The sequence below is a fragment of the Halobacillus hunanensis genome (assembly GCF_900166655.1).
GTDB classification, from domain to species: Bacteria; Bacillota; Bacilli; order Bacillales; family Halobacillaceae; genus Halobacillus_A; species Halobacillus_A hunanensis.
On record NZ_FVZB01000007.1, the window covers coordinates 324199 to 344888 of the forward strand.

At 44.9% G+C, this 20690-nt stretch carries 18 protein-coding genes; 16 read left to right on the forward strand and 2 right to left on the reverse strand.

What is annotated here, in order from left to right; genetic code table 11:
- The first annotated feature begins 118 nt into the window (after positions 1-118).
- From B5354_RS14250 to B5354_RS20535, 4 genes are read left to right on the forward strand one after another with little or no spacing between them, the layout of a single operon-like run.
- Entirely contained in the window at positions 119-1678 is a 1560-nt protein-coding gene (locus tag B5354_RS14250) for a spore germination protein (RefSeq protein ID WP_079529478.1), read from the forward strand.
- Positions 1675-2781, forward strand: a complete 1107-nt coding sequence (locus B5354_RS14255; protein WP_079529479.1) for a GerAB/ArcD/ProY family transporter — start codon at positions 1675-1677, stop codon at positions 2779-2781. The genes B5354_RS14250 and B5354_RS14255 overlap by 4 nt, the downstream gene beginning before the upstream one ends.
- Complete coding sequence (locus B5354_RS14260; RefSeq protein ID WP_079529480.1) at positions 2774-3958, forward strand: Ger(x)C family spore germination protein; 1185 nt, start codon at positions 2774-2776, stop codon at positions 3956-3958. The genes B5354_RS14255 and B5354_RS14260 overlap by 8 nt, the downstream gene beginning before the upstream one ends.
- Before the next feature lie 21 nt (positions 3959-3979).
- Positions 3980-4147 (forward strand): hypothetical protein, encoded by a 168-nt coding sequence (locus tag B5354_RS20535; RefSeq protein ID WP_176142499.1) that lies wholly within the window; start codon positions 3980-3982, stop codon positions 4145-4147.
- A 44-nt stretch (positions 4148-4191) separates the two neighbouring features.
- Here the strand turns inward: B5354_RS20535 and B5354_RS14265 are convergent, their stop codons facing one another.
- Positions 4192-4494: a hypothetical protein gene (locus B5354_RS14265; RefSeq protein WP_079529481.1), complete on the reverse strand. Its 303-nt coding sequence runs from the start codon at positions 4492-4494 to the stop codon at positions 4192-4194.
- 174 nt (positions 4495-4668) lie between these two features.
- Here B5354_RS14265 and B5354_RS14270 point away from each other — a divergent pair, with 174 nt between their 5' ends.
- From B5354_RS14270 to ilvA, 10 genes are all read left to right on the forward strand, one after another.
- Positions 4669-4962, forward strand: a complete 294-nt coding sequence (locus B5354_RS14270; RefSeq protein ID WP_245804799.1) for a holin — start codon at positions 4669-4671, stop codon at positions 4960-4962.
- Positions 4963-5389: 427 nt separating this feature from the next.
- Complete coding sequence (gene ilvE, locus B5354_RS14275) at positions 5390-6295, forward strand: branched-chain-amino-acid transaminase (protein WP_079529482.1); 906 nt, start codon at positions 5390-5392, stop codon at positions 6293-6295.
- 384 nt (positions 6296-6679) lie between these two features.
- On the forward strand, positions 6680-8395 hold the full coding sequence (gene ilvB / locus B5354_RS14280; protein ID WP_079529483.1) for a biosynthetic-type acetolactate synthase large subunit: 1716 nt from the start codon (positions 6680-6682) through the stop codon (positions 8393-8395).
- Positions 8392-8913 carry an acetolactate synthase small subunit gene (ilvN, locus tag B5354_RS14285; protein WP_079529484.1) on the forward strand — a complete coding sequence of 174 codons (522 nt, stop codon included), beginning with the start codon at positions 8392-8394 and terminating at the stop codon, positions 8911-8913. Before ilvB ends, ilvN begins: the two co-directional genes overlap by 4 nt.
- Before the next feature lie 262 nt (positions 8914-9175).
- Positions 9176-10207: a ketol-acid reductoisomerase gene (ilvC, locus tag B5354_RS14290; RefSeq protein WP_079529485.1), complete on the forward strand. Its 1032-nt coding sequence runs from the start codon at positions 9176-9178 to the stop codon at positions 10205-10207.
- Entirely contained in the window at positions 10194-11735 is a 1542-nt protein-coding gene (locus B5354_RS14295) for a 2-isopropylmalate synthase (RefSeq protein ID WP_079529486.1), read from the forward strand. The genes ilvC and B5354_RS14295 overlap by 14 nt, the downstream gene beginning before the upstream one ends.
- A gap of 13 nt (positions 11736-11748) precedes the next feature.
- Positions 11749-12855, forward strand: a complete 1107-nt coding sequence (leuB, locus tag B5354_RS14300; RefSeq protein WP_079529487.1) for a 3-isopropylmalate dehydrogenase — start codon at positions 11749-11751, stop codon at positions 12853-12855.
- A 24-nt stretch (positions 12856-12879) separates the two neighbouring features.
- The gene (leuC, locus tag B5354_RS14305) at positions 12880-14298 is read left to right on the forward strand and encodes a 3-isopropylmalate dehydratase large subunit (protein ID WP_079529488.1); all 1419 of its coding nucleotides are present in this window, start codon (positions 12880-12882) and stop codon (positions 14296-14298) included.
- A gap of 3 nt (positions 14299-14301) precedes the next feature.
- The gene (leuD, locus tag B5354_RS14310) at positions 14302-14889 is read left to right on the forward strand and encodes a 3-isopropylmalate dehydratase small subunit (protein WP_079529489.1); all 588 of its coding nucleotides are present in this window, start codon (positions 14302-14304) and stop codon (positions 14887-14889) included.
- A 47-nt stretch (positions 14890-14936) separates the two neighbouring features.
- On the forward strand, positions 14937-15899 hold the full coding sequence (gene ilvA, locus B5354_RS14315; RefSeq protein WP_425432135.1) for a threonine ammonia-lyase: 963 nt from the start codon (positions 14937-14939) through the stop codon (positions 15897-15899).
- Positions 15900-15997: 98 nt separating this feature from the next.
- Here ilvA and desB read toward each other — a convergent pair whose 3' ends face one another.
- On the reverse strand, positions 15998-17053 hold the full coding sequence (gene desB / locus B5354_RS14320) for a Delta(10) desaturase DesB (RefSeq protein WP_079529491.1): 1056 nt from the start codon (positions 17051-17053) through the stop codon (positions 15998-16000).
- Positions 17054-17406: 353 nt separating this feature from the next.
- Between desB and B5354_RS14325 the strand changes: the two genes are divergently transcribed.
- Positions 17407-18399, forward strand: coding sequence for an ABC transporter substrate-binding protein (locus tag B5354_RS14325; protein WP_079529492.1), 993 nt, complete (start codon positions 17407-17409; stop codon positions 18397-18399).
- Between the two features lie 263 nt (positions 18400-18662).
- Entirely contained in the window at positions 18663-20690 is a 2028-nt protein-coding gene (locus B5354_RS14330) for an iron ABC transporter permease (RefSeq protein WP_079529493.1), read from the forward strand.

Here is a 20690-nt window from a genome sequence, read left to right on the forward strand (position 1 = left end):
CAGAGGGTTATACCATCACTCGGGTTCAAGATGCGAAAATAGTCGATCATGGACAGATCCTTGAGGTATAAAACTTATATAGTAGGTCAACAATTCTATTATGTGAGGGGGATTGTCCGTGTATTTTAAATCATCTAAAAGAAATAAGAAAAAAGAGCAAGATTATTCAAAGCGAGAGGACTTCTCCATTGAATTATCAACGAGTTTGGAAGAGAACATCATCAATATTAAGAAAATGCTGGATCAGCCAGGCGATCTGCTAACCAGACCTTTTGTTATCGGGGAAACGGGTCCTGCTTGTGCCATTATTTATATAGACGGTCTAACCGATACGAAAGTAATAAATGAAAGTATTATGAAAAATATCCAAAGTGGAGCCGATGAAATTGGGAAAGGGTTTGAGGAAGCAGAAACAGCTTTATTAGATCGTTTGTCGTATCATGTCATTTCAAGTGCCAGCGTAAAAAAAGTCACGACACTCGACGATGCATCACTAGCTATTTTATCAGGTGAAACAGCGCTTTTCGTTGATGGGACGGACGAGTTATTAATTATCGATACAAAAGGATGGGAAGACAGAAGCATCGAACAGCCTGTTTCCGAAGGGACAATCCGTGGACCAAGAGATGCATTCACGGAAAACATCCGGACGAATACGATGCTGATCCGCCGTCGTATTCGGGATGCAAATTTACGGTTTAAATCACATCAAATTGGACGACGCTCAAAGAATAATTTAACGGTTGCTTTTGTAGATGGTATCGTTCATCCGGAGCTAATCAAAGAGGTTAACAGAAGGCTTGAGACCATTGATTTAGATGATGCTCCGGAGTCAGGTTATATCGAGGAATGGATTGAAGATAGTTTTTTATCACCTTTTCCACAGATGCATAATACGGAGCGGCCGGACAAGGTGGCTACGGCGCTGACGGAGGGGAAGGTGGCGATCCTGCTAGATGGGACGCCATTTGTTCTAATTGCCCCCGCTACATTTGGGGCTATGATGCATTCCCCCGAGGACTATTATGAACGCTGGATGATCGGGAGTTTGCTCCGTACGTTAAGGTATTTTGCTGCGTTTCTTGCTGTTTTTTTACCTGCTTTGTATATTGCACTCGTTTCTTATCATCCAGGGCTGATTCCGTCAAAACTGGCTTTTTCGATTGCGGCGACAAGGGAAGGACTCCCGTTTCCTGCTGTAATCGAAGCCTTTTTAATGGAAATTACGATGGAACTTCTTCGTGAAGCCGGGATCCGTTTGCCTAAGCCTATCGGTCAAACAATTGGAATTGTAGGTGGTTTGGTCATTGGAGAAGCGGCTGTATCCGCTGGTATCGTAAGTCCGGTTATGGTCATTATTGTGGCTGTTACGGCGATAGCTTCATTCTCACTGCCCAGTTATAGTTTTGCGATTTCCATTCGGATGCTGCGTTTTGGATTCATGATTGCAGCAGCCTTTCTCGGTCTTTATGGGATTATTCTTGCTTACATTCTTATCAATATTCACATTGTCAATTTAAAAAGTTTCGGAATTCCTTATACAACACCGTTTGCTCCTGGATTTAAATCAGATTGGAAAGACTTGGTGTTACGCTTTCCGATTCCAATGATGACTAAACGTCCTAAGTTCATGCAGACAGAAGATGATACACGGATCGACAAGGAGGGTAAATCATGAAGTCGTTTGAATACGCCGATGAAGAAATAGGTAATAGTGAAATCGGATATGTGATCCCCTCCGTTGTGATTGGTGCCGGCATTCTATCCCTTCCGCGCGTTTTGGCGGAAGGGACGGTATCTGCCGATGGGTGGCTGCCTATCTTCGCGGGAGGTGGGATAGCGGTTCTGTTCACCTGGGTAGTGGCAAAATTGGCGTCGCGCTTTCCGAAGCAATCATTTCTAGAGTATAGTTCTGTACTCGTTTCTAAACCGCTTGCCTTTGTTCTAACAGCATGTATAGCACTATACTTCATGGTTTTTGCCTCTTATGAAATTCGATTCGTTGCAACTTTATCGCAACAATACTTATTCGCTTCGACCCCCAAAGAGGTATTATCTTTTGTTTTTTTACTTGTGGTCACGTATGCAGTTGCAGGTTCCAGGGTGGCCCTATTTCGATTGCATCAACTTTTTCTCCCTATCATCATTGGCATATTATGTATTGTTTTACTGATGACACTTCCGTTGATTGAAGTGAACCATATCCTGCCCCTTTTTAAAACAGATTGGAAGGGATACTTGCAAGGAACAAAATCTACTCTGCTTTCTTTTATGGGGTGGGGAGTTCTGTTATTTTATACGGGATTAATGAATAAGCCGAAAAAAGCCGTTAAGGCGGGTATGATCGGCATGTGCGTACCGATTATTTTATATGTGCTTCTTTATTTAGCGGCTATTGGAGTAATGTCGAACGTTGTAACAGCAAACCTCACTTACCCTACCAATGAACTAGCAAAAGTGGTTGAGGTCCCAGGTGGCTTTTTTGAACGAATGGAGATTATATTTTTTACCATATGGGTAATGGCGCTTTTTACGACCTCCATAGTCTTCTTTGATATTTCCGTGATGGCCATAAACTCTATTTTTAAAAAAGTGAAAAAAATAAAGTTGGTTCTTATTTTGGCACCTGTTATTTACTTGATGGGTATGCTGCCGCAAAACCGTCTCCAGCTTGCTAAAGTAAGCGAGGGTCTTGGATATGCGGGCATTTGTGTGTCGATTATTATTCCGGCATTATTAATAATCCTGGCTAAGTTTAGGGGGATAAGAGGAGATGGGTAAAAGAATATCTTATATCATTCTAGCTAGTCTATCCCTCCTATTCCTCACTGGATGCTGGGATCAAGTTCAGATTGAGCAGCGCGGTTTTGTCCTTGGTGCAGCGATTGACCTGGCAGATGCTCCATCAAATGGAGATCCTTCGTTTGCCTTAACCTATCAAATCGTAGCACCTGGAGGTTTAGGAGGAGGGAAAGCCCAGGGGCAGAGCGGACAGCAGAAGCCTTTTTTTAACGTGACTGCTCGGGGCAGCACCATGTTTGACATCACGAGAAATATGGCATCTGAAACGAGCCGAACGCCCTATCTCGGGCACAACCAACTGGTTATTATTTCAAGCGAAGTGGCGAAAATTCCCCATGCGTTTACTAATATATTAGACATCTTCCTCCGCGATCATGAAATGCGGAGAACCGTGAAGGTATTGATTGCCGCTGATCAAGCTAAAGGTGTGCTGCAATTTAAATCTCCTACTGCAAAACTGCCGGTTGCCCACATTGTTTCCATTGCAGAAAACGCACGTAAAAATATCGCGATTGCTCCTCCGTTACAAATTGGGGAGGTGCATGAATATCTGCTAATCGGAAGAAGTGTAGCTATCCCTCTCATAACCATGTCTTCGCAGGGTAAAAAAAAGCCTCAAATCAATCGGATGGCCGTGTATCATGGACCCTCCGAAAGAATGGTGGATATTCTTAGCAACGAGGAGACCAAGGGACTGAATCTAATTAAGGGAGAGGTTCAAGGAGGGGCGATCACGGTTGAGATAAAAGGAGAATCGGTTGTTTACGAGATTAGACGTGCTAAGTCAAGTATTGTGCCAAAAATAAAGGGGAAAGATGATATTAAGTTTAACGTAAAGATTGAAACAGAAGGAAAGATCGCAGAATCATTTGCAAACATCGATTACAGGGATCCTGCTAATGTTTCTAAAGTAGAGAAAAAAGTAGAAAAGGAGCTTGAGCGGCTGGCAACTGTCACGTTAGAAAAGCTTCATGAGGATTTACAAGTTGATGTGTTCGATTTTGCCCGTTATGTAAAGAAGGCTGATTATCAATTGTGGATGTCAATCAAGGAGGATTGGGATTCAGGAAAAAATTATTTTTCTCAAAGTACCATTTCTATTCAAACAGACACAGTCGTAAGAAGTGAAGGCGCTGTAATTGATACAGAGGAGTAACTGAAGTGGAGGAGAGTGTATATGTGGGATAATATAGTAGGCCGGTTCCCAACCACAATGATCATTATTTGCACGGCGCTTTCTTTTGCAGTCCCAATGGCTGTATATAAAGTGAATCAAGCTATCCATCAACATGGGGACCCTCCCTGGAAAAAGAATAAAGACAAGCAGACGAATCAATCAAAGTAAATTATGTAAGAGGGCTTTCGACCCTCTTTGTAAATCATCATGATTTAAGTGTTTGGAGCATTCGGGGCATCTTCGTAAGGCTGTTCTGTATCTTTGCCTTTTTCGTCGTGCGTTGGGTGCGCCCCGGGTACCTGCCGCGGCAAGTTCTGGTGCAAGTTGCGGTTTTCGTAGGTGAAGGCGCTATAAAACTGCTGATCACCTTCCCATGGTGTTTCCTTATTTTCAACCGGTGCTTTGTCATTAACCGGCGCTCCATAAGGTCCTTCCACAAACTCTTCAGACGTCAAAAAGTTACGCTGTGTTTCCACATTTGAGAAATCAGTGTATTGTCTTTTTTTACGTGCCATCCTAACACCTCAAATCATTTGATTTACCTATAGTGTTGCCTTGATGAGAAAATTTATTATGGGGAGACAGAGATAGGTTAAATGGAGGTTCCTCAACTGTGGAGCAGGAATAGAATAGACATAAGGGCAGGAATCATACACTTCCTGACATTCATGAACAAGAGGGATTGAACCATGGAAAATGAAATTATGCAGCAGGTTCTCCTTTTCACGACAGTGATTAGTCCATTCGTTTTTGGCGTCATTGAAGTAGTGAAAAAAGCGTTTCGGATTCCAAAAAAATATATCCCGCTATTAAGTGTGGGGATTGGTTTACTAGCCGGGATCGCGGCATTTCCATTCACAGATATGAGCCTTATGCTCAGAATTTGGGCAGGTGTCGGAGCTGGGTTATCCGGAACTGGACTGTTTGAGATGGTTAAGAAACGTGAAGGTTTTTCAAAAAAAGATAGCGATACAGAGTCATAGTCACACGTTTAGCAAGCGTGTGACATTTTTGTGACAAAAAAAGAAGGATAAGCCCAGTCGTGATGGGTAGTATCATGGTAAAGGATGAAAGAAACAAATTGGGTTTTTGAGATAAATAAGAAAAAAACTCAAACAATAAATAGTTCGGAATCCTTTTCATAGCTTGGATGTAAACGCTTAACTTAATAATCGAATAATCTAATAGTTCAGAAAACTTTTAAAAAACCTGTTGACCTTCTGCGAAAATGGAGTTAAAGTAGTCCTCAATCAACTTCATCGCTTTCAAAAGATTGCGCCTAGTTGATTCATGTGGAAGACCGACCCCGGACCCTGACAAATGTAGGAAATTCTTACACAGGGTCCCCCATATTAATTACTATCTTTGCCCATTTTAAACATTAAACTATTAAAGAAAGGAGTGCTTTGAATGAGCAGCCAGTGGATTTATTTAAGTGGCGAATACGTCGACAAAAGTGAAGCCGTTGTGTCAGTTTATGACCATGGTTTTCTCTATGGAGATGGGGTGTTTGAAGGTATTCGTGTCTATGACGGCAACATTTTTAAACTGGAAGAGCATCTAAATCGTCTCTATGATTCAGCAAAGTCCGTTATGCTTCACATTCCATATGAAAAGGAGGAACTGGAGCAGATTATTGCTGAAACTGTCCGCAAGAATCAACTGGAAACGGCGTACATTCGTGTGGTTGTCTCTAGAGGCGCCGGCAACCTCGGGCTTGACCCGACGAGTTGTGCTGAGCCACGAGTGGTTGTCATTGCCGAAGCACTTGCTTTATTTCCTAAAGAATTATATGAGCGGGGAGTTCGTCTGGCTTCTGCATCAAGCCGCAGAAACAGACCAGATATCCTGCCTCCCCAAGTGAAATCATTAAATTATTTAAATAATATTCTGGTGAAAATGGAAGCCAATCAAGTAGGTGTGGATGAAGCGCTTATGATGAACGATCAAGGATATGTTACGGAGGGTTCGGCAGATAACATTTTTATTGTCAAGAATGGCACGATCTACACTCCTCCGGTGTACCTTGGAGCGTTGGAAGGCATCACTCGCAATGCGATTATCGATCTTGCAGAGCAAAAAGGTTATAAAATGAAGCAGGAACCGTTCACAAGGCACGATGTTTATGTGGCTGATGAAGTCTTTTTAACAGGCACGGCTGCTGAAGTGATTGCAGTCGTAGAAGTGGATCAGCGAAAAGTGGGTGACGGAAAGCCTGGAGTCGTTACGAGCCATTTACTATCTGAGTTTAGAAAAATTACGACGACTGATGGCGTTCAAGTTTACCCGTCTAAAAATAAAGAGCAAGTAAGCTAGAAACGAAAAACAACTGAATCCAAAAACTCGAAGACAGGAATAAAGGAATAAGATCAAGCTTTCCCAGAGAGCCGGGGTTGCTGGAAGCCCGGAATTGCTGCTTATTCTGACATCATCCTTGAGTGTCCCGACTGAACGATTTCGTTAAGTAGGTGGGACCAGGTGTTAAAAACACACCTGTTATCAAAATGCGAGCTTGAAAACGATAAGCTCCTTAAGGCGTACGATTGTACGCGAATGAGGGTGGTACCGTGGAATAACAAGAAGACCTTTTCACCCCTCTTTCTCTCTACCAATCTGTGTAGAAGAGAAGAGGGAGGAAAAGGTCTTTTTTTATAGCTAAAGTGATCAACACTATTACTTTTTAGGAGGGATTAAAAATCTATGAAGGCTGAAGCAACTCACAACGTGAAGACAGCACCACGTACGGGAGCAGATTTGTTAGTAGAGGCACTAATCGAACAGGGGGTTGATACGTTATTTGGATATCCGGGTGGAGCTGTACTCCCGGTTTATGATGCGATCTACCGGGCAGGAGAGTCATTTGATCATATTTTGCCACGTCACGAACAGGGCGCAATTCATGCAGCTGAAGGCTTTGCACGAGTATCAGGGCGTCCGGGAGTTGTAATCGGTACTTCAGGTCCGGGTGCTACTAATTTAATTACCGGAATTGCTGATGCAATGATGGATTCTCTGCCGGTTGTCATTTTCACCGGGCAAGTGGCCAAGGGAGTGATCGGAACCGATGCCTTTCAGGAATCGGATGTGATGGGGATCACAACACCGATTACAAAGCACAACTACCAGGTTCAGCGCATTGAGGAGCTGCCAAGGGTCGTTAAAGAGGCATTTCATATTGCCACAACAGGACGTCCAGGACCGGTTGTAGTGGATATCCCAAAAGATATTTCTTCAACGGTTCACGAAGCAAAAGTGGATGCAAGCTTTCATTTACCGGGCTATCAGCCGACACTTAATCCGAACCCACTGCAAATCAAAAAGTTACATGATGCCTTACTGCAAGCGAAGAGGCCAGTAGTTTTGGCAGGAGCGGGTGTCATTCATGCAGGTGGATCTGAGGAACTCAGCAAATTCGTCGAGGCTTATGAACTGCCAATAACGACAACGCTATTAGGATTAGGGAGTTTTCCAGGCAGCAGCCGGCTCTCACTCGGGATGGCCGGGATGCACGGGACATACACAGCGAACATGGCGCTGTACGAAAGTGATCTGCTCATCAATATCGGAGCACGATTTGATGACAGGCTGACAGGGAATTTACAGCATTTTGCTCCGCACGCTAAAGTCGCTCATGTCGATATTGATCCAGCCGAAATTGGTAAAAACGTCCCTACCGACATTCCGATTGTATCGGATGCAAAGACTGCATTAGCAGCTCTGAATCATCATCCTTCTGGAAAACTTGAACACAGTGATTGGCTCGAAAAGACGCAGTCCAATAAAAATGAATTCCCACTGTGGCATCAGGACTTTGATTCCGACATTGCACCGCAGTGGCTCATGAAAAAGGTTCATGACTATACGAACGGGGACTCGATCGTGACAACTGACGTTGGGCAGCATCAAATGTGGGCGGCACAATATTATAGTTTTCATCAGCCTAATCGCTGGGTCACATCAGGCGGACTTGGAACAATGGGATTTGGCTTTCCGGCAGCGATCGGGGCACAAATTGCCGATCCAAATGCGAAGGTCGTATCTGTTGTTGGAGATGGCGGATTTCAGATGACCTTGCAGGAACTTTCGCTTCTTCAGGAAAGAAAGCTGCCGGTTAAAGTGGTCATTGTCAATAACCAGGCATTAGGGATGGTAAGGCAATGGCAGGAGAGTTTTTATGATAAACGTTACTCCCATTCGATTATTGATACGCAGCCAGATTTTGTGAAATTGGCGGAAAGTTATCAAATCCCGGGCTATCGACTTGATTCAAGGGAACAAGTAGAGGAAGTTCTACCGTCCGTATTAAATGATCCTCATCCAGCCGTTATTGACTGCCGAGTCATTCAAGAAGAAAATGTCTATCCAATGATTGCACCAGGAAAAGGGCTGCATGAAATGATCGGGGTGAAACGATGAAACGTATTGTCACAGCGATCGTTCACAATCGAAGCGGTGTGCTAAACCGTGTAACCGGCTTACTTGCCAAACGCCAGTTTAACATTGAAAGCATTTCGGTAGGCCGTACCGAAACGGAGGGCATTTCAAAAATGACCTTTGTAGTGGAGATCGAGGATGAACGAAAGCTTGAACAGCTGACGAAACAGCTGAATAAACAGGTAGATGTCTTAAAGGTATCTGATATTACTGATAAAGCAATCGTCGCCCGCGAACTGGCGATGGTGAAGGTCATCAGCAATCCGCAAGTTCGCAGTGAGATCCAGGGAATCATTGAACCGTTCAGGGCAACGGTGATCGATGTTAGCCGTGAAAATACGACGATTCAAGTAACAGGGAACTCAGACAAAGTAGATGCGCTGATTGATTTGCTTCGGCCATACGGCATCAAGGAATTAGCCAGAACAGGCTTAACCGCCTTCACTCGGGGCCACCAAAAGCAAGTAGCAGAAATAAAGTCTTACTCATTATTGAAATAAGGTGTTTTATCGATGAGTTTATGAAAAGTAAACCGATGATATAGAGGTTGATTGGCGCGGAAGGTGCGAGACTCCTGAGGGAGAAGCGGACAGGTGAGACCCCGCAGGCGGAGAGCGCCGAGGCGATAGCGCGTATAAGGAAGTTCGACTAAGAGCGGGAACAGATAGGAAGTTCGGTTAAGACCGGCACGTCCTGTGCCAACACCGAACTACCCCACATCCTGTGGGGCAAAAAATTAAAATTGGAAAGGATGAATGAACAATGGCACAAGTTTACTATCACAACGATATCAAAGATGAGGTACTAAAAAACAAAAAGGTTGCAGTAGTAGGATACGGTTCCCAAGGACACGCACACGCACAGAATTTGAAAGACAGCGGTTATAACGTTGTCGTTGGATTGAGAAAAGGGAAATCATGGGACCAGGCCGTAGAAGACGGAGTAGAAGTTAAAACAGTCGCAGACGCAGTAGCTGAAGCCGATGTTGTTATGGTGCTGCTTCCTGATGAGCATCAGCCAAAAGTGTATGAAGAGCAGATCAAACCAAATCTAAAAGCAGGATCAGCTTTAGCTTTTGCTCATGGCTTTAATGTTCATTTCAATCAAGTGGTAGCTCCTGATAACGTGGATGTTTTCCTCGTTGCTCCTAAAGGACCAGGACACCTTGTTCGCCGTACATTTGTAGAAGGAGCAGGAGTTCCTTCATTATTCGGTGTCGAACAAGATGTGACAGGTTCAGCCCGCGAAGTTGCTTTAGCGTATTCAAAAGGAATCGGCAGCGGTCGTGCGGGTGTATTGGAAACAACGTTCCAGGAAGAAACGGAAACGGATCTGTTCGGAGAGCAAGCTGTTCTATGCGGTGGACTTACAAGCTTAGTAAAATCTGGATTTGAAACGCTGACAGAAGCAGGTTATCAACCGGAAGTGGCTTACTTCGAATGTCTGCACGAGTTGAAGCTGATCGTTGACCTCATGTATGAAGGCGGACTTGAAGGCATGCGTTATTCTATCTCAGATACAGCCCAGTGGGGGGACTTCGTATCAGGGCCGCGTGTCGTGAATGAAGAAACAAAAGCTCGCATGAAGGAAGTTCTGAATGAAATCCAATCCGGTAAATTCGCGAAAGGCTGGATCCTTGAAAACCAAGCAAATCGTCCTGAATTTAACGCCGTGAATGCCCGCGAGAGCCAGCACCAAATCGAGAAAGTAGGGGAGGAGTTACGTGAATTAATGCCTTTTGTTAAGAAATCTCAATCAAAAGAAAAGGAAGTGGTCACTCATGGCTCACGTTAATGTATTCGATACAACGCTAAGAGATGGAGAACAATCTGCCGGCGTGAACTTGAATCGTTTAGAGAAGATTGAGATTGCTAAACAATTGGAACGACTGGGTGTAGATATTATGGAGGCGGGCTTTCCCGCTTCCTCCCAGGAAGATTTTGAAGCAGTCAGGGAAATAGCGAATACGGTTCGAAACTGTTCTGTGACTGCCCTTGCCCGATCGTATAGAAGCGATATTGATACAGCATGGGAAGCGCTGAAAGAAGGCGCTGAGCCACGGCTTCACATTTTTCTGGCTACGTCACCGATTCATATGACGCATAAGTTGAAAAAAACACCAGATGAGGTCGTGCAAACAGCGGTAGAATCCGTTGCCTATGCAAAAGAGAAATTCCCGTTTGTTCAGTGGTCAGCTGAAGATGCAACACGCTCTGACTATGATTTTCTCGTTCACATTATCGAAAAAGTGATCGAGGCGGGAGCAGACGTGATTAACCTGCCGGATACTGTGGGCTATACGACTCCTGTAGAATACGCTAAACTTTTCAATTATGTAAAAGAGCATGTGAAAAATATCGACCAGGTCACGCTGTCTGCTCACTGTCACGATGATCTCGGCATGGCGGTCAGTAACTCGCTGTCAGCGATTGAAGCAGGAGCTGGACAGATCGAAGGAACGATCAACGGAATTGGTGAACGCGCGGGAAACGCGGCACTTGAGGAAATATCTGTAGCGCTTGAAATTCGGAAAGATCACTATGATTTTCACACAGGATTGGTCTTGAAGGAAATCAAAAGAACGAGTGATCTCGTTAGTAAGCTGACCGGTATGCAAATCCCGGGCAACAAAGCAGTCGTCGGCCGCAATGCCTTCGCTCATGAATCAGGCATTCACCAAGATGGCGTATTGAAAGAAGCTACGACGTACGAAATTATCACTCCTAACATGGTTGGTATCGATTCCAACAACCTTGTTCTCGGAAAACATTCTGGTCGTCACGCCTTTAAGCAAAAGGCAGAATCACTAGGATTCCAATTGACAGACAGCAAACTGAAAGAGGCTTTTCATTCGTTTAAAGATTTGACCGGCAAGAAGAAAGAAGTGACGGATGGGGATTTGTTTGCGATTCTTACCGATAAACAGACGGAAAGTGAAGATGTAGCGAAATATGAATTGAAAGCTTTTCAAGTTCAATATGGCAGTATCAACCGGCCAACGGCTACGATCCTATTAACGAGGCCTGACGGCAAGGAAGCAGAGAAAGCGAGCACAGGTGAAGGCAGTGTTGAAGCGATCTACAACACGTTGGATGAACTGCTTGATGAAGAAGTGCACTTGCAAGATTACCAGCTCAGTTCAATTGGCAAAGGGAGAGACGCCCTTGCGGAAGTATACGTGCAGCTGACCGTTAACGATGTCACAACATCAGGACGCGGGTCCGCACAGGATGTATTGGAAGCTTCAGCTCACGCCTTTTTAAATGCCGTCAATCGTACACTGCAATCCAATGAACAGCAAGTAAAAAAAGTTCAAGCATAAGGAGGGAAAGCAAATGAAAAAGCATATTGTTCTATTGCCTGGTGACGGTATTGGCCCGGAGGTAACAAAAGCAGCGAAGAGAGTGCTGGAAACAACAGCAGAACAGTTTGGTCATACGTTTACGTTTGAAACACAGGACATTGGGGGAGCGGCGATTGATTATCAAGGAACTCCTCTTCCTGAGGATACTTTAGCTGCCTGCCGTAAAGCAGATGGAATCATGCTTGGCGCAGTGGGCGGACCGAAATGGGATCATCTGCCTGGCCACCTTCGCCCTGAGAAGGGATTGCTCGGAATTCGTAAACAGCTCGGATTGTTTGCAAATCTTCGACCGGTCAAAGGGTTCCCATCGCTTTTACATGCTTCTCCTCTAAAGCGAGAGGTTGTGGAAGGCAGTGATTTGCTAATTGTAAGGGAGTTAACAGGTGGTCTTTACTTCGGAGAACCGCGGGAGCGCCGCAATCAGAACACAGAAGTCGTAGACACCTTAACTTATACACGAGCTGAGATTGAGCGGATCGTTGATCAAGCCTTTCAAAGTGCACAGCTTCGGCGCCGCCATCTGACTTCAGTCGATAAAGCGAACGTGCTGGAATCAAGTCGAATGTGGAGAGAAATCGTGGAAGAGAAGAAACACGACTATCCGGATGTAGAAGTAGAACACATGCTCGTTGATGCTGCAGCGATGAAATTGATTACAAATCCGGGCTATTTTGACGTATTGGTTACGGAAAATATGTTTGGGGATATTTTAAGCGATGAAGCCTCCGTACTGACAGGGTCACTTGGCATGCTGCCATCAGCAAGTATTCGCCAGGACGGTCTTGGGTTATATGAACCCGTCCATGGCTCAGCACCAGACATTGCCGGTCAGGATAAAGCTAATCCGCTTGCTGCCATTTTGTCAGCAGCTATGATGCTCCGTCATTCTTTTCAAATGAGTGAAGAAGCGGATGAGGTAGAAGCAGCTGTTCATGCCGTGCTTCAGGACAAATATCATACAGCCGACCTTAAGGTAGCTGGCGGAGTGGTAGTAAGCGGGAGTGCTCTTGCTCGTAAAGTATCTGAACAAATGAGTTCCCATGATACGACGGAAAATATTATGCGATGTTATGTCTAAGCTGGGGAAGGAGAGGTCATAAACATGGGTCAACCGAAGACGATTATTGAAAAAATTTGGGATCAGCATGTGGTCCATCAAGAAGAAGATAAACCAGATTTGCTCTATATTGATTTGCATTTGGTTCATGAAGTCACTTCTCCTCAGGCTTTTGAGGGCCTGAGGATGAGTTCTCGAAAAGTTCGTCGCCCGGACCGCACGTATGCCACGATGGATCACAACGTTCCGACGGTCCATCGCAATGTGATTAAAGATGCAGTGTCTAAGAAGCAAATGGAAACACTGGAGAGCAATTGTGAGGAATTTGGTATCCGTCTCGCTGACATCAACCATCCTGATCAAGGGATTGTCCACGTAATTGGTCCAGAGCTTGGGTTAACGCAGCCAGGTAAAACGATCGTGTGCGGAGACAGTCATACGTCCACGCACGGAGCTTTCGGATCGTTAGCTTTTGGCATAGGCACGAGCGAAGTAGAGCATGTATTAGCAACGCAATCATTGTGGCAGGCTTCCCCGAAAACGCTGCAAGTGAAAGTGGATGGTGTGCTCGGTACAGGAGTAACAGCCAAGGATTTGATTCTAGCTATTATTGCTAAGTTCGGTGTTCGTTTTGGCACAGGCTATGTGATTGAATATACTGGCGAGGCGATTAGATACTTGTCGATGGAAGAGCGGATGACGATTTGTAATATGTCGATTGAAGCTGGAGCAAGAGCCGGACTGATCAGCCCTGACGATAAGACAGTGCAGTATTTAAAAGGGAAACGTTACGTTCCTGATGGCGAAGAATTTGGAGCAACTGCAGACGAATGGAAAGCGTTAGCCTCAGATCCAGGTGCTGTTTACGATGCGACCGTTGAAATCGACGCAACTAAGGTAGAACCACAAGTGACATGGGGAACCAATCCATCACAAGGTGTCCCAGTAGGAGCTGCCACGCCTGATCCGGCAGCACTTGATGATGAGCAGGAGAGAGATAGTGTACAGCGGGCCCTTGATTATATGGGACTGCAAGCCAATCAATCGATCCAGTCGATCCCTATTGAGCATGTATTTATCGGTTCCTGTACGAATTCGAGGTTAAGTGACTTACAAAAAGCTGCGAAAATCGTCAAGGGCGGTAAAGTAAATGAAAACGTCAGGGCCCTCGTTGTCCCTGGCTCCCAAACGGTCAAAGAGCAAGCCGAGGCTGAAGGGTTGCATACCATTTTCCTAACCGCTGGATTTGAGTGGCGTGACGCGGGATGCAGCATGTGCCTGGCGATGAATGATGATATTGTTCCGCCTGGTGAGCGATGCGCTTCAACGTCCAACCGTAATTTTGAAGGGCGGCAAGGGAATGGGTCGAGAACTCATCTCGTTAGTCCAGAGATGGCAGCCGCTGCTGCCCTCGAAGGTTATTTTGTCGATGTAAGAAAATATGCTGCAGCTGTAGGAGGGTAAGCGATGGAACCATTTCAACGACATAAAGGATTGATTTATCCTCTCGACCGATCCAATGTCGATACAGATCAGATCATCCCAAAGCAGTTTCTTAAACGAATCGAACGACAAGGGTTCGGACAGTTTTTATTTTATCATTGGCGGTTTCACGATGATGGAACACCGCGCGAGGACTTTACGTTGAATGATCCGAAGTATAAACAGGCCACAGTACTAGTGGCCGGTGAAAACTTCGGATGCGGATCTTCTCGGGAGCATGCACCGTGGGCAATTCAGGACTATGGATTTAAAGTGGTCATCGCCCCGAGTTTTGCAGATATTTTTTATAACAATTGTTTTAAAAACGGAATTCTTCCTATTGTATTGCCGAAGGAGCAAGTCAATGAATTGTTAAGGCAAGCTGAGGAAGAATCATTGCAGATAGAAGTGGATTTAATCGATCAGTTCGTAAAAAGCGAAAATGGTGTAAAAGCGTCATTTGAAATCCAGCCCTATCATAAGAATATGTTAGTAAATGGCTGGGACGAAATATCAGTGACACTTAATTATGGAGAAGCCATTGATCGTTATGAAGCACTGCATGCAAAATAAATTTTACGAGGAGTGAAGACATTGGGGATTTCTTAACATTACCACGGGTGTTTGAGGCGAAGGAACACCTCTATGATGTGGTCCATCAAACATCGTTCAAAACATCAGAAACTTTCAACCAGTCAACAGGAAGCCAAGTGTACATGAAGATGGAGAACCAACAGAAAACAGGTGCGTTCAAAGTGAGGGGAGCTTCCTTTAAGATTGCTCAATTAACCGAGTCAGAAGCACGGTGCGGGGTGATTGCTGCTTCCGCTGGCAACCATGCCCAAGGTGTCGCTCTGGCTGCTGCCAAACGCGGAATTTCGGCGAAAATTTTTATGCCGGAAGCGACACCAAAAGCAAAAGTGCAAGCCACTGAAGCCTACGGAGCCGTTACTGTTCTCACTGGTGAATCCTTCCAAGAGGCCTATGGAGCGGCTATGGAGGAGCAGAAACGCTCAGGAGCCACTTTTATTCACCCGTTTGACGATGTCGACATTATGGCAGGGCAAGCAACCGTGGCCGTTGAGATGTTGCAGGAACAGCCTGATCTTGACACGATTGTCGTACCAATTGGCGGGGGAGGGCTGATTGCAGGAATTGCTTATGCTGCAAAACAATTGAAGCCGTCCATTAACGTCATTGGTGTTCAGTCATCCGAAGCGTCGGCTACCTGTAATGCTTTTTATAAAACGGGTCCTAAAAAGTTGACCACTGTGTCAACGATTGCAGATGGCATCGCCGTGAAAGAGCCTGGCACATTGACTTTTCGTTACATTAAAAAATATGTAGACGGAATTGTCACGGTCAACGAACAGCAAATCGCCAGTGCGATTGTTCATTTGCTCGAGCGGGAGAAGACACTCGTAGAAGGGGCAGGAGCTGCTGCACTCGCAGCTGTGTTAGCGGAAAAATTAGCCCTATCCGGTGAGAAGTGCGGTGTCGTCGTCAGTGGCGGCAATATGGATGTCTCTCGATTACCTCATGTACAGCAATTGGCTTTAGCCAAACGAATGGTAATGGTTTAAGGTAATCCAAGTAAAAGACACCACTTCAGAATGAATCTGGATGGTGTCTTTATTCATGTGAAAAGCCTCAACCTGGTGGTACCAGATTGAGGCAGTGATTAGTCATCCAGCTGCTTTTTAATGGTTATTTTCTCGGGATTTAATCCATTCCCGAGAGATCCGTACAGACTTCCTTGCGAGGGATCAATCAACTCTCGATTGTCAAAATAAGCCCGTGGTGTTTTCCATAAGGCAACAAGCGCTTTGCTAATCGGCATCTCATGATAGCGCTCTGGCCACATTTTTTTAATATGATGTTTAACCAGCGGGTAGTGCTTAGAACTCATACCTGGGAACAAATGATGTTCGGTGTGGTATGAAAAATTAAAATGAATGTAATCGATCCATTTCGGAACGGTCACAGTCAGGCTATTCGCTAACGGATCATTGACAGGAACGAGCGGGTTCAAACGGTGGTTGGTTGAAATGTAGCTCATTACGATCAAATTAGCGATCAAGAGCGGGATAAAGAAGGCAAACAACCACTTTTCCCAGCCAATGATAAACAGCAGCCCAATCCAGGTGACCCATGGAAGAATCATTTGCAGCCAAACTTCAGGCTGCTTCTTCGGTTTGAAATCCTTAATATAAGCGAAAAACATTTTCAGTGAGTGGGCAGAAAATTGAATGGCTAGTGAGGCAAACGCAAAAAAAGCTCGAATGAACAAGGGAAGTCGGTAGATCCAGCGAACCATTTTACTTTTGCTCAACCGTTCAAGTGTCGGCCATGCATCGGGATCGTTCTCATCGTGTTGTGTATGAATGTGATGGTTTAAGTTATGCCACTTTCTCCAAAGCTTCGGCCCTGTACTGAGCGGCCAGAATGCAATGGCACCTAAGAGATCCCGAATCCACGGCTTTTTCACGACCGTGCCGTGTAGAATCTCGTGGCCCAAGAACCCCATGCCGGCAAAACTTGCCCCAAGAACAAGTGAAATCGGTAAGTAAATGAGTGGGTGCCAATCAAACAAACTAATTAGCAATAAGCCTGTAATCACAATAGCTAAGTAAGCTAATCCTCCCCACAAACGTTTCGGAGCAGGTTTAAAAACGCCCTTCGGCATATGTTTAGCGATACGCTTGGCGTACCAGCCGTATGAATGAAAATCTTCCATGAAATTCTCCTTTTTTACGAGACCGGGGAGCTTAAGAGACCTACCGGAATCCTAATTCCTTTAATAGTAGCAAGTGGAGCCATAGCGTGTCAATTAAAAAATATAGGCTGGTCCTAATAACAAGTCTTAATAATAGAAAGGAAATTGAGCATTGACACATTTGTGAGTCTTAGGTATGATTACATTGATGATAATGATAATCTTTATCATTTAGCTAGTTGGGCATGAGAAAGAAATAAGATGATACAGGTTGGAAATCCTAAACGATACATATATATGATAACCTGTTTTGTTCCATATATATCCATGTTTTTTTCTTAAGATGGCCTATAATAGAAAGGATGGAGAAAAAGGTGAAAAAACTCGGTATAATCAGTTTGTTTTTGATGATAGCTGTCCTGACAGCTTGTAGTGGAGGAAATGAGAATTCCGGCGAGGAAAGCAGCAATGATTCTCAGTCAAAGGAAGAAACGCGTTCAGTGAACATTAAGGATGCAATGGGGGAGCAGACGATTGAAGGGACTCCTAAGAAAGTCGTTGTTTTAGAATGGACATATGCTGAAAATCTTCAAGCTTTAGGTATGGAACCTGTCGGAGTTGCAGGACTTGACCAATATAGCCAGTGGGTCAACGTCGGCATCCCTTTCAGTGACAAGGTGAAGAATGTAGGCACACGTGCTGAACCGAACCTTGAAGCCATCGCAAGACTCGATCCGGACTTAATAATCGGGGTAAAGTTCCGTCATGAACAAATTGCAGATCAACTAAAAGATATCGCTCCTACGGTAATGTTTGCACCGTACTCAAAAGAAAGTGCACAAAACCAGTATCAGAATATGATCGATGAATTTAAGAAGATGGCTAAGATCCTCGACAAACAGGAAAAAGCCGAGGAAGTTCTCACGGCTATGAAACAGACGTTTAAAGAACAGCAAGCTCGTCTTGAAGAGGCGGGGCTTTCGGATATCAATTATGTGATTACCCAGGCGTTTACGGCTCAGAACACCCCAACATTACGGTTGTTTACCGACAATTCTATCGTCGCTCACGTAATGAAGAATATGGGAATGAACAACGTCTTTGAGTCAGACAAGCTGGAGACTTATGGCTATACACAAACTACGGTCGAGACGTTACAAAATTATCAAGATGCTCATTTCTTCTATATTGTACAAGAAGAGGACAACATCTTTACTGATCAGCTGGCGGGGAACCCGGTTTGGGAAGAGTTAGCTTTTGTAGAGGAAGGCCGTACTCACCAGCTTCCTGGAGAAACGTGGACATTCGGCGGACCTTTATCTGCTGAAGTTCTAGCCAAACAAATTGTAGATTCTGTGGTAAAATAATCTAGGTTGATCAATGAACCTTCATGAAGTGAAATCCCGTCTTGATCTTTTCTCGTTCAAGGGCGGGTTTTTGCTTATATACATAGTTTACGTTTTTACCTAACCGGCTTGATCCGCTTTTACTTTATCTAGCTTTTCAAGGCAGGGACTCGTGACATAAGCAACTCCACTTATGAGATCAAAGAGCGGATCTCGAAAGTGTTTTTGCTTATGCAATCGTCCCTAACCGCCTTGATCCGCTTTTAAGAGAGAGTAGTGATGTTATGAATCAAATGATGAAACAAACAATGATTGGCGTCCTGACTTTTGGAGGCGGGGCTGCTTTGTTGTGTATATTAACGTTTATCCATATTAATCAGGGGAATGTGGCTATTCCAGCTGGGACAGTCATAGAGGCAATCTTAAATCCTCAGGATAACTTAGATCATCACACAGTTCGGATTCTGCGGCTGCCGCGTGCTGTAATGGGTATTCTAGCGGGAGGAGCGCTTGCAGTGTCAGGGGTTGTGCTGCAAACCGTAACGAAAAACCCGCTGTCCTCAAGCAGTACGCTTGGCATTCATTCAGGAACCTATTTTGCCGTCGTCTTGTCCACGATCTTTTTCCCGTTTGCGATGTTCGGAAATGGAATTATTACAGCCTTTATCGGAGGGGTTGTCACGTTTCTGATTGTCTACTTGTTATCAGGAGCAGGGAATGCTACTCCTGTACGAATGGTGTTAGCAGGGATGATCGTCACCTTTTTATTTTCTTCCTTGACTGCGGTGTTGCAAATTTTTTACGAAAATGAAGTACAAGGTCTCTTTCTGTGGGGATCTGGCACACTGGTGCAGAACAACTGGGAAGGTGTACAATTTTCCTCCCCGTTTATTTTGGTATCGCTCGTCTTATTATTAATCTATGCTGGAAAACTCAATACGCTGACCCTTGGAGATGATGTAGCGACCGCATTAGGGCAAAATGTCCGTTCCGTCAAATTCATTACGGTTATCGCAGCGGTGCTATTAACATCTGTGACGGTGAGTGTTGTCGGTCCGATCGGGTTTGTCGGCCTAGTTGCTCCGCATATTATCAAGCTGATCGGTTATCGTTCTCACATTCCGCTGTTGATCGGTTCCTTCATATGGGGAGGCAATGTCCTGCTGTTGGCTGACGTCATGGCTAGAATCATTGATCCTTCCTTCTCTGAACTGCCGGTCGGAGCGATTACCGCTCTCGTAGGATCACCTTGGTTAATTTGGCTTGTCCTTCGGATGAGAAATGACAACAATACGGAGGAGAGCGGAACGATTATGGCTGGTAAGGCCGCAGCCAATATCTCGTTAACAAAAATTGTTCCGACCTTATCGGTAGTCATTCTCATCACAGTTTTCGTCAGTATGGCCTCAGGCAATTTCGGCTTTGAACCCATACTAACGATAAACGCCCTGTTTGGAAATGCAAATGAGTTTATTCGGAATTTCATCATTGAGTTAAGACTTCCTCGCTCGATGGTGGCCCTGTTCAGTGGGGCGATTCTCGCAGTCAGCGGACTGATTTTTCAAGGTGTGCTGCGTAATCCACTGGCTGACCCATCGGTAATCGGGATTACATCTGGAGCTGGGGTTGGGGCGTTGACCACCATGTATTTATTCAGTGTATCAGCGGTCTGGATCCCTGTTGGGGCAATGGCCGGGGCTTTCGTGTTCTTTCTGTTCGTCATGATTCTTGGAGCAAAAGCTAACTTTCATCCGACTACACTTGCTTTATTAGGAATTGGCATATCTGCATTTGGCTCAGCGATCATTCAAATTCTGGTCGTGCAGGCTGATATGGGCGTAGCTTCTGCATTAACTTGGCTGTCTGGAACGACATATGCTAGAGGGTGGCCGGAATTGCTGCAATTCCTGATTTGGCCGGTACTCTTATTTATTCCGATATTAGCGGTTCACATTAAGACATTGGATGTGCTGTCCCTTGGCGATGAAACAGCGAAAGGTTTAGGGCTTGGAGTGACATCGGTTCGCTTCCAAATGGCCCTTCTGGCTACGTTACTGGCAGCATGTAGTGTAGCGGCAGTCGGTTCCATCGGATTCGTAGGCTTAATTGCTCCGCACTTTGCTAGACTGCTAGTCGGCAGTGCCAATCAAAAACTATTACCCGTTACAATGTTGATCGGCGGTTTCTTACTCGTTTTGGCCGATTTATTCAGCCGCACGTTGCTGGCTCCAAATGAAATTCCCTCAGGGATTTTGGTAGCCTTGATCGGAGCGCCTTATTTCTTATGGCTGATGAAACGCCGTTCGGTATAA

Coding starts and splice junctions, on each gene's coding strand:
- B5354_RS14255 (WP_079529479.1), top strand. CDS start 1,675: ATGAAGTCGTTTGAATACGCCGATGAAGAAATAGGTAATAGTGAAATC.
- B5354_RS14260 (WP_079529480.1), top strand. CDS start 2,774: ATGGGTAAAAGAATATCTTATATCATTCTAGCTAGTCTATCCCTCCTA.
- B5354_RS20535 (WP_176142499.1), top strand. CDS start 3,980: ATGTGGGATAATATAGTAGGCCGGTTCCCAACCACAATGATCATTATT.
- B5354_RS14265 (WP_079529481.1), bottom strand. CDS start 4,494: ATGGCACGTAAAAAAAGACAATACACTGATTTCTCAAATGTGGAAACA.
- B5354_RS14270 (WP_245804799.1), top strand. CDS start 4,669: ATGGAAAATGAAATTATGCAGCAGGTTCTCCTTTTCACGACAGTGATT.
- ilvE (WP_079529482.1), top strand. CDS start 5,390: ATGAGCAGCCAGTGGATTTATTTAAGTGGCGAATACGTCGACAAAAGT.
- ilvB (WP_079529483.1), top strand. CDS start 6,680: ATGAAGGCTGAAGCAACTCACAACGTGAAGACAGCACCACGTACGGGA.
- ilvN (WP_079529484.1), top strand. CDS start 8,392: ATGAAACGTATTGTCACAGCGATCGTTCACAATCGAAGCGGTGTGCTA.
- ilvC (WP_079529485.1), top strand. CDS start 9,176: ATGGCACAAGTTTACTATCACAACGATATCAAAGATGAGGTACTAAAA.
- B5354_RS14295 (WP_079529486.1), top strand. CDS start 10,194: ATGGCTCACGTTAATGTATTCGATACAACGCTAAGAGATGGAGAACAA.
- leuB (WP_079529487.1), top strand. CDS start 11,749: ATGAAAAAGCATATTGTTCTATTGCCTGGTGACGGTATTGGCCCGGAG.
- leuC (WP_079529488.1), top strand. CDS start 12,880: ATGGGTCAACCGAAGACGATTATTGAAAAAATTTGGGATCAGCATGTG.
- leuD (WP_079529489.1), top strand. CDS start 14,302: ATGGAACCATTTCAACGACATAAAGGATTGATTTATCCTCTCGACCGA.
- desB (WP_079529491.1), bottom strand. CDS start 17,053: ATGGAAGATTTTCATTCATACGGCTGGTACGCCAAGCGTATCGCTAAA.
- B5354_RS14330 (WP_079529493.1), top strand. CDS start 18,663: ATGAATCAAATGATGAAACAAACAATGATTGGCGTCCTGACTTTTGGA.